The following is a 14,710-nucleotide window of genomic DNA, read 5'->3' as shown; positions in this document are numbered from 1 at the left end:
GGTTGCCGCGCGCTTTTCGATGCGCCAGCAGCTTCGCCCATGAGCGAAAGCCGAATTACCGACAATCTGCCGCCCGAAATCGCAACCCGTGTGACGGGGAGCGTTATCAATGAAGGTCGCGCCACAGTCGTGCTCGATGTTGCCGGGCTGGGTGAGGATGCGCGAAAGGCGATCGAGGCCGAGGTGAAGCAGTCGCTGGCCGACGTCGCGGATATCGCGGACGTGCGGGTGGTCATGACGGCAGAGCGCAAGGGTCCGATGATCATCGCCGTGGGATCGGGCAAGGGCGGTGTCGGCAAGTCGACGCTGACCGCCAACCTCGCGATCGCGCTGGCGAAGAAGGGCGTGAAGGTCGGGCTGGTCGATGCCGATATATACGGTCCCTCGCAGCCGGTCATTTTCGGTACGCAGGGACAACGGCCCGATGCGCGCGACAACAAGCCGATCCCGCTCGAAAGCAAGTATGGCGTCGATCATCTTTCGATGGGGCACCTCGTGGCACCGGGCAAGGCGCTGGCGTGGCGCGGGCCGATGGCCGCTGGCGCGCTCGGCCAGCTGATCGAGGCGCATTGGGCCGAGGATACGCAGGTCCTGCTGATCGATCTCCCGCCGGGCACGGGCGATGTCCAGCTGACCATGGTGCAGAAATTCAAGCCGGCGGGGGCAGTGCTGGTCTCCACCCCGCAGGACCTGGCGCTGATCGACGCGGCACGTGCCGGCCAGCTCTTCGATACGGCCGGGGTTCCGGTGATCGGACTGGTCGAAAACATGTCCGGCTATGCCTGCCCGCATTGCGGCGAAACATCCGATCCCTTCGGTTCGGGCGGGGTCGAGGCTGCGGCTGGACGGCTCGAATTGCCCTTCCTCGGCCGCATCCCGCTGGCGATGGATATCAGGCAAGGCAGCGACGCCGGCGAACCGCCGGCAGCAGGCGACGGCGCGCATGCCGGAGCCTTCCATGCGATTGCAGAAAAGCTCGCGACATGGATATCCGAGAGAAGCTGAAAGACATCGAGGTATCGCGGCGCAAGCTGCTGATCGGCGCCGCTGCCGGCGGCGGACTGCTCGTCGCATGGACGCTCTGGCCGCGTAGCTACCCCAGTCCCTTGCGGGCCGGCGAGGGCGAGGCGCTGTTCGGCGGCTGGCTGGTGATAGGTCGCGACGGCGTCGTGACGGTCGCTGTACCCCAGCTCGAAATGGGGCAGGGTATCGGCACGGTTCTGGCACAGGTTGCGGCAACCGAACTGGGCGCCGACTGGCGGCAGGTGGGGATCGAACCGACCCCGCCCGCAGGACATTTCGCCAACCTCCCGCTTGCCGCGAGGTGGTCCGCGCTCTGGTCGGGCATGCCGTCATGGGCAGAGGACCAGGACGATTGGCTGGTCGAACGCTTCGCGCACCGCAACGACTTCAACGCGACGGCCTGCGGCACCAGCCTTGCCGCTTACGAGATGCCGCTGCGACAGGCCGCCGCCACCGCTCGCGACATGCTGACCCGCGCCGCTGCCGACCGCTGGGATGTCGAGCCCGAGGAATGCGAAGTGGTCGAGGGCTTCGTCATCAATGGCGAAAACCGGCTCCCCTTCGGCGAACTGGTGGCCGAGGCTTCTGAGCTAGACCCGCCCGACCCTGCGCCCATCCGGCCCGTCGCAGCCTTCGAGGAACCGATCCCGGGCGAGGCCGATGGATCGACGCTCTTCCCGCGACTCGACCTTCCATCCAAGGTCGATGGCACACATGTCTTTGCCGCCGACGTGCGCTTGCCGGGCATGGTCTTTGCCTCGATCCGGCACGGTCCGATCGGCCTGCCCGAACTGCTCCGCTTCGATGAGAGCAAGGTCGCCGGCATGCGCGGCCTGCGCACCGTCGTGACGTCGAAACGCTGGATTGCCGCGGTGGCCGACAGCTGGTGGATCGCCGATGAGGCGCTTGCCCGCATGAGGCCGCAGTTCACGGGCCCCGGCGCGCTCGAGCAGATCGTCCTCGATACCGAGATGGAACGGGCGATCGGAGGTTCGGACGATCTTGCAGAGCGGATCGTCACCATCGGCGATCCCGACGGCATGATGGGCACGCCCGATCTCGTCCGGCGCTATGGTTTTGCAGCTGCTGCCCATGCGCCCCTGGAAACCGCGAGTGCGACGGCGCGCTACGAGGGTGGGCGGCTGGATCTGTGGATTGCCTCGCAGGCACCAGCCGAAGCGCGCGATGCCGCGGCCAGGGCTATCGGTATTTCGGCCAGCGATGTCGTACTGTACCCGGTTTCTGCTGGCGGAAGTTTCGATGCGCGGCTCGAGAAGCAGCAAGCGATCGAAGTCGCGCAGATTGCGGAGCAGGTCGGACGTCCGGTCCAGTTGACGTGGAGCCGCGCGCAGGATTTCCAGGCCGTCCCGCCGCGCCCGCCGGTATCGATCGAAGTGTCGGCTTCGAGGGGCGCACAAGGCCAGCCTGCCGCTCTGCGGACCCGCGTCACGGCCCCTTCCGCCATGCTGGAGATGGGCGCGCGCTTGTTCGACAATCTCGTGCCGGAAGCTGCCCAAGGCAAAGCCGATGGCGTGGCGGACTCCTTGATGGTGGAGGGCGCCGTGCCTCCTTATGGCATCGGCAATGTGGCCGTCGAACATGTGCCGGCCACGATCACGCTTCCCGTTGGCCGGATGCGCGGAGGCGCGAATGCCTGGACGGCCTTCGCGATCGAGAGTTTCATCGACGAAATGGCCGCAGATGCCGGCCGCGATCCTTTCCTCTACCGCATGGCCATGCTGGGCGGAGCGCCGCGCATGGCGGAAACGCTCCGCCGCGCGACAAGGCTTGGCGACTGGGACGGGGGCCGCGAAGGCTCCGGACAGGGCGTGGCGATGCTGAAGATGGGTGAAGATCCGGCAAGCTCCGGATACATCGCCTGCGTCGCGCAGGTCGCTCCCGGCGAAGGGCGGGTGCGGGTTTCGCGCCTCAGCGTCGCGGTCGATATCGGACGGATCGTCAACCTCGATATCGCTCGCCAGCAGATCGAGGGCGGGCTGCTGTTCGGTATCGCGCTGGCGATGGGTAGCCCGCTCACTTTCACCGACGGGCACCCCGTACCCAAGCGATTCGAGGGAATGGGCCTGCCGCGCCTTGCCGATTGCCCCGAGATCGTGGTCGATTTCATTTCCAGCGAAGCGGAACCGTTTGATCCCGGCGAACTTGGTGTGGCGGTGGCGGCTCCGGCCATTGCCAATGCCATTCACGCAAGTACCGGTGCAAGACCGCAGCGGTTGCCGCTGTTTTCGGAGGGATTATGACCTGGCAGGAACAAGCACTCCCGGCAGACCATCCGCCGGTGAAGTCGGGCCGCATCGGCGTGCTCGTCGTCAATCTCGGCACGCCCGAAGCGCCCGAGAAAGGGCCGGTGAAACGCTACCTTGCCGAGTTCCTCTCGGACCGCCGCGTGGTCGAGATTCCCGCCATCGCGTGGCAGCCGATCCTGCGCGGCATCATCCTCAACACGCGACCCAAGAAAAGCGCGCATGCCTATAAGCAGGTCTGGACCGAGGAAGGTTCGCCGCTGGCCGTTATCACGCGCCGGCAGGCCGAAGCCATGCAGGCCCGGCTTGGCGATGGGGTGCTCGTCGACTGGGCCATGCGCTACGGCGCCCCCTCGATCCCCGACCAGATTCAAAAGCTGATGGATGCGGGCTGCGACCGCATCCTGCTTGCCGCGCTCTATCCGCAATATTCGGGTGCGACGACGGCGACGGTGGTCGACAAGGCCGCCGACAAATTGAAAGAAATGCGCTGGCAAACGAGCCTGCGAACGCTGCCGCCCTATCACGACGATCCGGCCTATATCGACGCGCTGGCGCAGGACCTTACCCGCCAGCTGGACGCGCTCGATTTCGAGCCTGAGGTCCTGCTGCTGAGCTTCCACGGAATGCCGCAGCGCACGCTGGAACTGGGCGATCCGTACCATTGTCACTGCCAGAAGACCGCGCGCCTGTTGCAGGAAAAAATGGCAGGCAGGGTGCCGCGCTTCCGCGTCACTTTCCAGTCGCGCTTCGGCCCCGCCAAGTGGCTCGAACCGGCGACCGATACGGTTATTTCCGAGGAAGCCGCCAAGGGCACCAAACGGCTCGCCATCGCGGCTCCGGGCTTTTCCGCCGACTGCCTGGAAACGCTGGAGGAACTGGCGATCCAGGGCCGCGAGCAATTCGAAGAGGAAGGAGGCGAGAAATTCGCTGCGCTGTCCTGCCTCAACACCTCCGACGCGGGGCTCCACATGCTCGAGACGATCTTGAAGCGTGAGCTTTCGGGGTGGATTAACTTCTGACGATTACTTACACTGAAGTAAGTTGTCAGGAGCTACCTATGGCCACCCTCGCCGCACACGATCCGATCCCGACCCACTGGACCGAAGGCGTCCCGAGCGAAGACGAGCTTGCTCACATCCCGGGGGAGGGCGGCTGGCCGCTGGTCGGCAACACGTTCAAGATGCTCAAGGACCCGCACGCGTTCACGCGGCACATGGTCGAAACCTATGGCCGGGTCTATAAAAGCAAGGCGTTCGGCGGGTGGAACGTCGCCCTGATCGGTGCCGATGCGAACGAGCTGGTACTGTTCGACAAGGGCAAGAATTTCTCCAGCGAGCAGGGCTGGGGCCCGGTGCTCGACCAGCTGTTCCCCCGCGGGCTGATGCTGCTCGACTTCGACCATCATCGTGCCGATCGCCGCGCCTTGTCGATCGCTTTCAAGCCCGGTCCGATGCGGCACTATTCCGGCAGCCTCAACCGCGGCATCGCGAAGAAGGTGGAGGATTGGGGCGAAGGGCGGATGGAATTCTATCCCGCGATCAAGACGCTTACGCTCGACCTTGCCGCCGACAGCTTCATCGGCATCGAATGGGGGCCGGAAGCAGACAAGATCAACACTGCCTTCATCGACATGGTCCAGGCCTCGGTCGCGCCGGTGCGCAAGCCACTGCCCTTCACCCAGATGAAGCGAGGCGTCGACGGGCGCGCATTCCTCGTCGATTTCTTCACCAGGGAAACGCGTCGTCGCCGCGCCGAAGGCGGCGGGCAGGACATGTTCAGCCAGTTCGCCACCGCCGAATATGACGATGGCTCGCTGATGCCGGTCGACGAGGTTGTCGACCACATGAACTTCCTGATGATGGCCGCGCATGACACCATCACCAGCTCGGCTACCTCGCTGATCTGGCTGCTCGCCAAGCATCCCGAGTGGCAGGAGAAGCTGCGGCAGGAAGTCGAAAGCGTCACCGGCGGTGTCGGCAGCGACGGCAAGCCCCGCGACCTGGCCTATGAAGACATGGGCAAGCTGGAACTGACCGAAATGGCCTTCAAGGAAGCGCTGCGGATGGTGCCGCCGGTTCCCTCCATGCCGCGCCGCGCGCTGCGCGAGTTCGAATTCGGCGGCTATCGCATTCCGGCCGGCACCCATGTCGGGATCAACCAGTACTTTGTCCATCACGACGAAGAACACTGGGACAAGCCGTTCGACTTCGATCCCATGCGCTTCACGCCCGACAAGGTGAAGGCGCGGCACAAATATGCATGGGTGCCCTTCGGCGGCGGCGCGCACATGTGCCTCGGCCTCCACTTTGCCTATATGCAGGTGAAGATCCTGATGGCGCAGCTTCTGCCGCGCTACGAAATCAGGCTCGAGCAGGAGCCCGACTGGCAGCCCTGGCCGATCCCCAAGCCGAAGGACGGTTTGAAGATCTCGCTCAAGGCGCGCTGACGCGAATTCTATTTGTCGCTATTGAGGCGGCTCGCCCCGCGGCTTGCATAGAAGAGCAGGCCTGCGCCCAGTGCGATGACTGCCATCGAGGCGGCAATCCGCTCGGCGTAGCTCATCTTGCTGCCGACATTGCCGCTAAAGCCACCGCCATCGATGACGTTCCACAGAACCGCAGCGCCAGCGAACAAGAGGAACCCGCCAGCCAGCGTAGCGAGGATATACCGCAAGTCTTTGGGAGCCTCGCGCCCTTCGAGTGGATCCGGCCTCATCATTCAGAAGTCGATCGCGATGCCGTCCTTGACCCAGTCGCCGTAGCGTGTCGGGCTCAACTCCTCGTCGTCGTCGCTCTTTTTCGGCTCGGGCGGCGGTTCGCTGGTCCAGTGTGCCGGCTTCTGGAATTTCTCGGGCCGCTTGGTTGCGCGTTCGGTCATGCCATTAGAATGCGCGGACTGGCGCCTTGTTTCAAGTGCGGGTAGGGGCCGGTGCCAATGGCACAGCCTCCCGGAATCCACGCGCGCCGCGCCGCGCTCCGCCTGCTCGATGCGGTCCTGCGCCGCGGCGAGACGCTCGACATCGCCTTCGGCCCTGCAACCAAGGACGTTCGCAAGTTCGAGGACAAGGCGCTTTCCCGCGCGATCGCCAGTGAAGTGCTGCGCTGGCTGGTCGATCTCGATGGCCTGATAGACAGCGCGACGAAGAAACCGCTTCCGGACGATTCCAAGGCCCGCACGGTGCTGCGCATGATGCTGGCCCAATGGCTCCGGCTCGATACGCCGCCGCATGCGGTCATTGCGACTTGTCTCCCGCTATTGGCTGGTGGCCCGCGCAGGCTGGCGCATGGGGTCTTCTCGACCCTGTCGAAGCGCGAGGTCTCGCTTCCGGCCGCGCCGACGCTGTCTGCCGATGTGGCAGAACGCTGGGGTGAGCGGTCCGGGGCGATTGCAGGCGGCCTTGCCGAACCGCCGCCGCTCGACCTGACGCTGAAAAACCCGGAAGAGACCGAGGTCTGGAAGGCGAAGCTTGCCGCCGACAGCCTGATGCCCGGCCACCTGCGCCTCGCGCGCGGAGAGAACATCGAGAAGCTCGCCGGTTTCGAAGAGGGGGCCTGGTGGGTGCAGGATCTTGCCGCCTCGCTGCCCGCGCGCCTGCTCGGGGCTGGCGAGGGGCGGCACGTGCTCGACCTGTGCGCGGCACCGGGGGGAAAGACGCTGCAACTGGCGGCGCAAGGCTGGAAGGTGACCGCGCTCGATATTTCGAAGCGGCGGCTCGACCTGCTCAAGGTCAATCTCAAGCGCACTGGACTGAAGGCGAGCACGGTGCGCGCCGATGCGCTGGAGTGGGAGCCGAAACACACGTTCGACGCCATCCTCCTCGACGCACCCTGCACTGCGACGGGTACCGCGCGGCGCCACCCCGATGTGCTCCACCGGATCGGCGAGCGGCAGATCGAGGGGATGGCCGAGCTTCAGGCGGCCCTGCTCGAGAAGGCAGCTGGCTGGCTCAAGCCGGGTGGTCAGATGGTCTATGCCACCTGCTCGCTCGAACGCGAGGAAGGCGAGGATCGCGCCGCGCAAACTTCGCTGCCGACCGCCCCGATTGCCGCCGACGAATTGCCCGAAGGCATTCAGCCGGACGATTCCGGCTGGGTCAGGACCGACCCCGGGATGCTGCCTGAAAACGGGGGAATCGATGGATTCTTCATCGCGAGGATGGTCTGTCCCGACTAAAAAAGGGCAGAAAAAAGGCAGGATTTAAACGGTTCATCGCACCAGCGGGCCGAACCGCCCCCCTTGCGCTGCCGCCAAGCTTGCCATTCACTTTTTAGAAAGCATCAGGGCAACAATCAGCTTTTCATCGAACGAATGCGCGGCCTCCAGCGCCGCCTAACCCAGACAAGCCAACCGATTTGAATACCGACGGCCGGCATGCTCCAACCAAAGAGCGGCCGGGCAAGAAGCCGTAATATCGCACCAGCCGACCGTCGCGGATTGAAGGAGTATGAAAGTGACTGCAATTACGAAGACCGCAGGGATCCCCCTCCTGCTTGGCGCGCTCGCGCTTCCGATGACGCTTTCGGCGCAGGAAACTGCTGCTGAGAACACCAACATCGACGTCTACGGCCAGGCCATGACCGAAGGCCCGGAAGTCGAAGGCATCATCACCGCACGCACCGGCGACACCATGACCGTTACGCTCGAGAACGGCACCCGTACCGATATCATCATCGACGACGGTACCGAGATCAAGGCGACCGGCGGCTTCCTCGGCCTGAGCAGCAAGAAGCTGACCTCGCGCCAGCTGCTGAACGGCCTGCCGGTCGAAGTCGAAACGCTCCAGTTCTCGGGTGGCCTCGTTGCCAGCCAGATCAAGCTCAAGGCAAGCGACCTCGAAACCGCAGCCATGATCCGCGGCGCGACCGCTCAGCAGTTCGCAGAGCACCGCACCGACATCGACGCCAACGCTGCTGCTGCAGAAGCACTGCGTGGCCGCATGGCGAACATCGACCAGTACAACGTCCGCGGCGTGACCAACGTTTACTTCGACAGCGGCAAGTGGAACATCTCGGCTGACGGTCAGCGCGAAATCTGTGACATCGCTTCGCAGGCCGAAGCCATGGACAACGCTCTCCTGCTCGTGGTCGGCTACACCGATTCCGATGGTGACGAAGACTACAACCAGGTCCTGTCCGAGCGCCGCGCAGGCCGCGTCGTGAACTACCTGCAGCAGAAGTGCGGCTGGCAGCCCTGGCGCATGCTGACCCCGACCGGTATGTCGGAATCGGATCCGGCAGCTGACAACAGCACGCCCGAAGGCAAGGCACAGAACCGCCGCGTCTCGATCAACATCCTCGTCAGCAAGGCGACCGAGGAAGCTGAAGGCTAAGCCTGCGGCAACACAAGACTTTCGAACGGGGCGGGCAGCGATGTCCGCCCCGTTTTTTATGTCTGACAGTCTCGGGAGAGGATCGCTTCTGCAAGCGCTCGGCCCGACATGAAGGCCGCCTCGACCCGCGGCGCGATCAGCCAGTCGCCGCATGCTCCGAGACGCAAGTCCTCGTCCCACAGCTTCCCTGCGCCGGCGCGCCCAGACTTGGCGAAGCGCCAGCGATGCGCGCTGCTGGCCGTGATAACGGGAAGGTCCTGACCGATCGCCGATGCGAATTCCCGCAGCAGGAGTGTCGAGACCTCCTCGGTACTGTCTTCAAGATGCTCGGCTGACCAGCGCGGGTCGGCCTGGACCACCCAGCGTTCGCCAGTCTCGCGCTCAGGTTTCGCACTGTCCCTTGCTGCCCAGCCGATCGGCCCGGCGTCGCGAACAGCGTCAGCTTGGTGGGCGACGCGCTGATCGAAGGCGAGCATCAGGGTCCAGCAGGGGTCGGAGACAGTCCCTGCCGCCAGATCGCTCCAATCTGCGCGATGCGGGGCGAGCAGGGGAGCGGCCTGTTCGGCTGGAACGGCGATGATGGCCGCATCGTATGACGCGGGCTCGATACCCTCGCCTTCGAGCCGCCATGCACCATCATGCTTCGCGATACTCTCGACGCGATGTGAGAATCGCACGCCGAGCTCTTCGGCCATGGCGCGGATCGGCGCGTTCATGCCGGGCGTGCCGACCCATGCATCGTCGCCACCGGCCTTCCACGGGGCCACGATGCCGGCTGCATGCCATGCGCTTACCTGCTCCTTGAAGCCGGTATCGCGGGCAGTGAAATATTGCGCGCCATGATCGAAGCGCACGGTCTCGCCGTCCACCTCCATCCGCCGCGTCGACATGCGCCCACCGGGGCCGCGGCCCTTGTCGTGTAGCGTGACCTCATGCCCGCCTTCGCGCAACCGCTTGGCGCAGCTTAGGCCGGCCATGCCGGCGCCAATGATCGCAATCTTCATCAGGCAGCCTGCGTCCCGGGCCGTCAGGCGTCTGCTTTTAGATATTTCTGGAAGCTCTTGCGCAGCTTCATGAGCTTGGGCGGGATCACGGCCTGGCAATAGGGGTTACGCTGGCCTTCGCCTTCCCAATATTCCTGGTGGTAGTCTTCGGCCGGATACCATTCGCCGGTCTCGATGGTAGTCACCGCGCTCTGGCCTGGGTGCTCTTCGTTCCAGCGGGCGATGGCTTCTTCGGCGGCCTCGCGCTGGTCATCGGTCGGGAAGATTGCGCTGCGATATTGGGTGCCGACATCATTGCCCTGACGGTTGAGCTGGGTCGGGTCATGCGTGCCCATGAAGACGTCGAGGATCTGGTCGAGCGTGATCTGTTCGCTGTCGAAGGTGACGCGCACACCCTCGGCATGACCGGTGCTGCCGGTGCAAACTTCCTTGTAGGTCGGGTCGGGCTTGTCGCCCCCGATATAGCCGCTTTCGACCTCGCTCACGCCGATCACGTCCTTCATCACCGCTTCGGTGCACCAGAAGCATCCGCCTGCGACGATTACCTGTTCCTGAGCCATGCAAATCTCCTTCTCGGCGCCTCATGTAGGAAGCGGTAACCACCTTGTCATCCGCCTGCTGCACGGGCAGGGACAGCTTCGCATTTCCCCGAGGAGAGAAAATATGCGCCTGTTCCTTTCTGTCGCGGCTGCCGCGATGATTGCTACCCCGCTTGCTGCCGACGATCATGCACCCGACCTCGAAGAGGTCCTCGCCGCCGACTTGCGCGATGAAGACCGTGCGCGCGACCAGTATCGCCACCCGGCGGAAACGCTCGAATTCTTCGGCGTCGAACCGACCATGACCGTTGCCGAGTTCGGCCCCGGTGGCGGATGGTACACGCGCGTCCTGGCGCCCTATATCTCGCAAGCTGGCACCTATATCGCCTTCAATCCCGACAGCGACGGCGGCAATTATCGCGACCGCGCACAGGAGGCGCGCGCCAAGGGCTGGACCGAAAGCTTCCTCGAAGCCGCAGCCGATCAGGCGAGCATCAATTCCGACAACGTAAAGGCATTCGAAATCGACGAGATGCCCGATGATGTCGCCGGCACGGTCGATCGCGTGCTGATCTTCCGCTCGATGCACGGCCTCAACATCGGCAATGAAGCGGACGCGGTCCTCAAGGCCGCGCGCGTCATGCTCAAGGACGATGGCATGGTTGGCGTTGTCCAGCACCGTGCGCCCGAAGGGGCCAGCTACGACGATTACGGCGCCAACCAGCGTGGCTATATGCGCACGCAGGACGTGGTGGCGATCTTCGAAGCCAACGGGTTCGAGCTGGTGGCCGAAAGCGAGATCAACGCCAATCCGAAGGACCCGGCGAATTGGGAGGGCGGCGTTTGGACCCTCCCTCCCGTCCTTCGCTACGGCGACCAGGACCGCGACCGCTATCTCGCCATCGGCGAAAGCGACCGCATGACGCTGCTTTTCAAGAAAGCCGACTGATCGCGTCCATCCAGCGTTAATCTGAACCCTGCAATCCCTCCGATGTGATAGTGTTACATCGGAGGGATTTTCCATGCAAAAACTGATTCTTGCCGCAGCGGCCCCGCTTGTGCTCGCCGCCTGCAGCGACCGTGCCGACGAGGCGCGCGGCGTCGATCATGGCGAAACGCTGCTGTCCGTCAGCGCCAGCGGGCAGGCCGAAAGCCGCCCCGACCGTGCGCAATTCAATGCGGGCGTCGAAACTTTCTCGCGCAGCGCCACGGCTGCCAGCGAGGCCAATGCCGAAAAGCTGGCCGAGATCGTTGCAGCCCTGCGCGAAATGGGTGTGGCCGAAGACGACATCCAGACGCAGAATGTCTCCGTGCAGCGCATTACCTGGGGCGACCGCAAGGGCCAGTACCAGGCGAGCAATGTCTTCCAGGTAACGATGGACGATCCCGATGCGGCAGGCGCCGCAATCACAGCCGTCACCGAGGCCGGAGCCAATGTCCTTGGCGGGCCAAGCCTGACGATGAGCGATCCCGAAGCAGTGGCGAACCTTGCTTATGCAGACGCTTACAAGGCCGCGCGCACCCGTGCCGAGGCCTATGCCGAAGCTGCGGGCATGGAAATCAGCCGTGTGCTCTATATCCGCGATGCGGGCGGGCAGCAGGGCAACACCTGGCTGCGCGGTGCCGAGGTGATGAACGAGGCGATGGTCCAGCGGACCGCGCCCGTCGCGCCGCCCCCTCCGCCGATCGCCCTCGGCCCGCGTCCGGAGAGCGGATCGCCCGGTATGATGGTCGGCACCACCCGCTCCAACGTCTATATCCAGGTAGACTTCGCGCTTCGGGAGAAATAACGCATCTCTCCCATGAGAGAACTGACCGTTTCCGTCCTGCAATTGCCGCTCGCCCGCCCGGACGAAGCCGACAATATCGCTGCCGTGTCCGCGCTGGTCGAAGAGGCCGCAAGCAAGGGCGCGCAGGTGATCCTGCCGCCCGAGCTCTTCGCCGCCGATTACTTCTGCCGTGAGGAGGAAGAGGAACTGTTCGCCCGCGCCCGGCCGCTGGCCGATGACCCGAGCGTCAGGGCGATGCAGGAGCTTGCAAAGAGGCTGGGCGTCGCAATCCCGACCAGCTTCTTCGAGCGCGACGGCCATCATTATTACAACACGCTTGCGATGGTCGGGCCCGATGGCGAGATCATGGGCACCTATCGCAAGAGCCACATCCCTGACGGCCCGGGCTACGAGGAGAAGTACTATTTCCGCCCGGGCAATGACGGCTTCAAGGTGTGGGACGTCTTCGGGGCGCGTATCGGCGTCGGCATCTGCTGGGACCAGTGGTATCCCGAATGCGCCCGCGTGATGGCGCTGAAGGGCGCCGAGGTATTGCTTTACCCGACGGCCATCGGCTCGGAGCCCTATGATGCCGATCTCGACACCAGCCGCATGTGGCGCCGCGCGATGATCGGCCATGCGGTGTCGAACTGCATGCCCGTATGTGCAGCCAACCGGATCGGCCATGAAGGCCCGGCCGACCGCCAGCAGAGCTTCTACGGCCACAGCTTCATCTCGGACGAGTGGGGCGATTTGCTGGAAGAATATGGCGCTTCGGACAGCGGCGCCCTTGTCGCGACGCTCGACCTCGACCGCGCGGCGAAGCACCGGGCCGGCATGGGCTTCTTCCGCGACCGCCGCCCGCAGCTCTACGGGCGTATCTGCGAGGATATCTAGCATCTTGCAGGGTCGCGCCATCACACAGGACCAGCTCGATCACCTCTTTACCGCGGCCCTCGAAGCGGCCGTCGGGCGGATCGAGAAGGACGGGCATTTCCACCCGCTGGTCTTCGAGCTGCGCGGCACCGGCGCGATCCACAATGTCGCCGTGCTCGATACCGACACGATCGACGGGAGGCGCACCGTGATCGACCGCCTTTTCGCGATCCTGCGCCCACGCGTGGCGGAAGGGACCGTGAAGGCCTGCGCCATCGCGCTCGACCGGCATGATGATGCCGAGGTCGCCGTGCTGCTCAGGGCACCCAATTTCTCGGCCAATATCGCCGTGCCCTATACCGAAGAGGGCAAGGGTTTCCTCAAGCTCAAGCGGCGCCTCTCGCTGGGCGAGTTTGGCGCGCGTGAAGTGCCCAACGAGCTGTTCTAGCTCCCGGCAAGCTCTTTCAGGATGATGCTCCAGTGGTCGAGGCCGGCGTAGAAGGCATCGACCCGCATCCGCTCGTCCAGCCCGTGGGCGTAGACATCCTGCGGCCTGCTGGCGCCGCCGCTGATCGCCACGGTGTTATATCCCAGCGTTCGGTAATGCATACCGTCGGTCCCGCCCGATTCCATGTAGGGTACGATCGGAAGCGGCTGCCCGAAGCGCGCCGTGAGCGATTTTGCCAAGGCCCCGCTGACATCTTCGCGCAGCGTGCTTTCGGGGCTTTCTGTCGGCTCGCCCAGCATTACGATCTCGACGTCCGGATTGCCGATTGCCTCTGCCAGGCGCTGTTGGGTCAGCTCGACGCCCTCGCCGGGAAAGACGCGGCAATTGACGGTCGCCGTCGCAGTCTGGGGCAGGGCGTTCTCGGCGTGACCTGCCCGTAGCATCGTTGCCACGCAGGTCGTCCCCGTGGTGCCGAGAAACTCGGGCACCGAGCGGAGTGTGGCCACCGCAGCCGCATCCTCGGGATTTTCCGCAAAGCTGCGCATGGCGGCTCCGAGTTCGCCGGGTACTGCCTGCCCAAGGGCCGCGAAATAGCTGCGCGTCAGCGGCGTCGCACGGACGGGAAACTCGTAGCTGCGCACCTTTTGCAGCGCATCGGCGAGTTCGTAGATCGCGTTGTCCTTGCGCGGCCGCGAAGAATGACCGCCCTGGTTGGTGACGGTCAGCTCATAGGTAACGAAGGTCTTTTCCGCTGCCTGCACGCGCTGGGCGAGCGGCGCGTAATCGTCTCTCAGACCGATCCCCCCGGCATCGGAATTGAGCACGAAGGCCGGATCGACGTTCTCCGCCACCCACTTGGCCTGCGCCCGGGTGGACACCATCCCGGTCTCCTCGTCACCGGAAAACACGAGGTAAAGGTCGCGATTGGGAGTCCAGCCTTCTTCCATCAGGCGGATGAAAGTGCCGGTCAGATTGGCGACCCCGTACTTGTTGTCCATCGTCCCGCGACCGTAGAAATAGCCATTGTCCTCGGTCAGCGTGAAAGGATCGCGCACCCAGTCTTCCGGCAGGGCATCGACGACATCCATATGCGCGAGCAGCACGATCGGCTTCTCGCCCGAAGACCCGTCACCACGGTACCGCACGATCAGCCCCTGGGTCGGATCGCCCTCGCTGTCGTAATCGGTGACCATGATATCTTCATCGGCAAAGCCGGCCTCGGACAGACGCCCGGTGAGGTAGGAGACCATGTCGTCCACCTGCCCGTGTCCCTTGGCAGTGCGGAATGCGATGATGTCACGGTAGATATCGTAGACGCGCTGTTCGTGCTCGGTCCGGTCGCGTTCCTGTGCGAATACGGGCGCTCCCGACAAGGCGACTGCGCCAGCCACCAACAAACCTGCAAGCCGCATGGCTCATCCTCCCTTTGCTTTGCTGCGACGCGAGGCTAGGCGC

The 14,710-nt window shown here is 64.5% G+C and carries 15 protein-coding genes; 10 read left to right on the top strand and 5 right to left on the bottom strand.

The annotated features are described in order from the left end of the window. Nucleotides 1-39 precede the first annotated feature (39 nt). The 4 genes from K3136_RS06320 to K3136_RS06305 are packed head-to-tail and all read left to right on the top strand — an operon-like array spanning nucleotide 40 to nucleotide 5,736. The gene (locus tag K3136_RS06320) at nucleotides 40-1,005 is read left to right on the top strand and encodes an Mrp/NBP35 family ATP-binding protein (protein ID WP_425594363.1); all 966 of its coding nucleotides are present in this window, start codon (nucleotides 40-42) and stop codon (nucleotides 1,003-1,005) included. Continuing rightward, nucleotides 984-3,284, top strand: coding sequence for a molybdopterin cofactor-binding domain-containing protein (locus K3136_RS06315; RefSeq protein ID WP_221432020.1), 2,301 nt, complete (start codon nucleotides 984-986; stop codon nucleotides 3,282-3,284). Before K3136_RS06320 ends, K3136_RS06315 begins: the two co-directional genes overlap by 22 nt. Beyond that, entirely contained in the window at nucleotides 3,281-4,309 is a 1,029-nt protein-coding gene (hemH, locus tag K3136_RS06310; RefSeq protein WP_221432019.1) for a ferrochelatase, read from the top strand. Before K3136_RS06315 ends, hemH begins: the two co-directional genes overlap by 4 nt. 38 nt (nucleotides 4,310-4,347) lie before the next feature. Then, a complete protein-coding gene (locus tag K3136_RS06305; protein ID WP_221432018.1) occupies nucleotides 4,348-5,736 on the top strand; it encodes a cytochrome P450 in 1,389 nt (462 codons plus the stop codon). 8 nt (nucleotides 5,737-5,744) lie between these two features. Here K3136_RS06305 and K3136_RS06300 read toward each other — a convergent pair whose 3' ends face one another. Then, nucleotides 5,745-6,008, bottom strand: coding sequence for a hypothetical protein (locus tag K3136_RS06300; protein ID WP_221432017.1), 264 nt, complete (start codon nucleotides 6,006-6,008; stop codon nucleotides 5,745-5,747). Further along, nucleotides 6,009-6,167, bottom strand: a complete 159-nt coding sequence (locus K3136_RS06295) for a DUF1674 domain-containing protein (protein ID WP_221432016.1) — start codon at nucleotides 6,165-6,167, stop codon at nucleotides 6,009-6,011. It lies immediately after the preceding gene. Nucleotides 6,168-6,224: 57 nt separating this feature from the next. On the opposite strand from K3136_RS06295, the gene K3136_RS06290 reads away from it, so the two are divergent. After that, nucleotides 6,225-7,463, top strand: a complete 1,239-nt coding sequence (locus K3136_RS06290) for an RsmB/NOP family class I SAM-dependent RNA methyltransferase (RefSeq protein WP_221432015.1) — start codon at nucleotides 6,225-6,227, stop codon at nucleotides 7,461-7,463. Nucleotides 7,464-7,740: 277 nt separating this feature from the next. Next, entirely contained in the window at nucleotides 7,741-8,619 is an 879-nt protein-coding gene (locus tag K3136_RS06285) for an OmpA family protein (RefSeq protein ID WP_247711453.1), read from the top strand. A 56-nt stretch (nucleotides 8,620-8,675) separates the two neighbouring features. Here K3136_RS06285 and K3136_RS06280 read toward each other — a convergent pair whose 3' ends face one another. Then, nucleotides 8,676-9,623: an NAD(P)/FAD-dependent oxidoreductase gene (locus K3136_RS06280; protein WP_221432013.1), complete on the bottom strand. Its 948-nt coding sequence runs from the start codon at nucleotides 9,621-9,623 to the stop codon at nucleotides 8,676-8,678. A 23-nt stretch (nucleotides 9,624-9,646) separates the two neighbouring features. After that, entirely contained in the window at nucleotides 9,647-10,183 is a 537-nt protein-coding gene (msrA, locus tag K3136_RS06275; protein ID WP_221432012.1) for a peptide-methionine (S)-S-oxide reductase MsrA, read from the bottom strand. A 103-nt stretch (nucleotides 10,184-10,286) separates the two neighbouring features. On the opposite strand from msrA, the gene K3136_RS06270 reads away from it, so the two are divergent. From K3136_RS06270 to K3136_RS06255, 4 genes are all read left to right on the top strand, one after another. Then, on the top strand, nucleotides 10,287-11,111 hold the full coding sequence (locus tag K3136_RS06270) for a class I SAM-dependent methyltransferase (protein WP_221432011.1): 825 nt from the start codon (nucleotides 10,287-10,289) through the stop codon (nucleotides 11,109-11,111). 73 nt (nucleotides 11,112-11,184) lie between these two features. Continuing rightward, nucleotides 11,185-11,952: an SIMPL domain-containing protein gene (locus tag K3136_RS06265; protein ID WP_221432010.1), complete on the top strand. Its 768-nt coding sequence runs from the start codon at nucleotides 11,185-11,187 to the stop codon at nucleotides 11,950-11,952. A gap of 12 nt (nucleotides 11,953-11,964) precedes the next feature. Further along, entirely contained in the window at nucleotides 11,965-12,828 is an 864-nt protein-coding gene (aguB, locus tag K3136_RS06260) for an N-carbamoylputrescine amidase (protein WP_221432009.1), read from the top strand. 4 nt (nucleotides 12,829-12,832) lie between these two features. Continuing rightward, complete coding sequence (locus tag K3136_RS06255; protein ID WP_221432008.1) at nucleotides 12,833-13,255, top strand: hypothetical protein; 423 nt, start codon at nucleotides 12,833-12,835, stop codon at nucleotides 13,253-13,255. Here the strand turns inward: K3136_RS06255 and K3136_RS06250 are convergent. Continuing rightward, nucleotides 13,252-14,667 carry a M20/M25/M40 family metallo-hydrolase gene (locus K3136_RS06250; RefSeq protein WP_221432007.1) on the bottom strand — a complete coding sequence of 472 codons (1,416 nt, stop codon included), beginning with the start codon at nucleotides 14,665-14,667 and terminating at the stop codon, nucleotides 13,252-13,254. The genes K3136_RS06255 and K3136_RS06250 overlap by 4 nt on opposite strands. Between the last annotated feature and the right edge of the window lie 43 nt (nucleotides 14,668-14,710).

It is taken from the genome of Qipengyuania gelatinilytica, assembly GCF_019711315.1.
GTDB lineage: Bacteria > Pseudomonadota > Alphaproteobacteria > Sphingomonadales > Sphingomonadaceae > Qipengyuania > Qipengyuania gelatinilytica.
The sequence above is the reverse complement of the archived record's forward strand: the minus strand, read 5'-3'. Positions and strand labels throughout refer to the sequence as shown.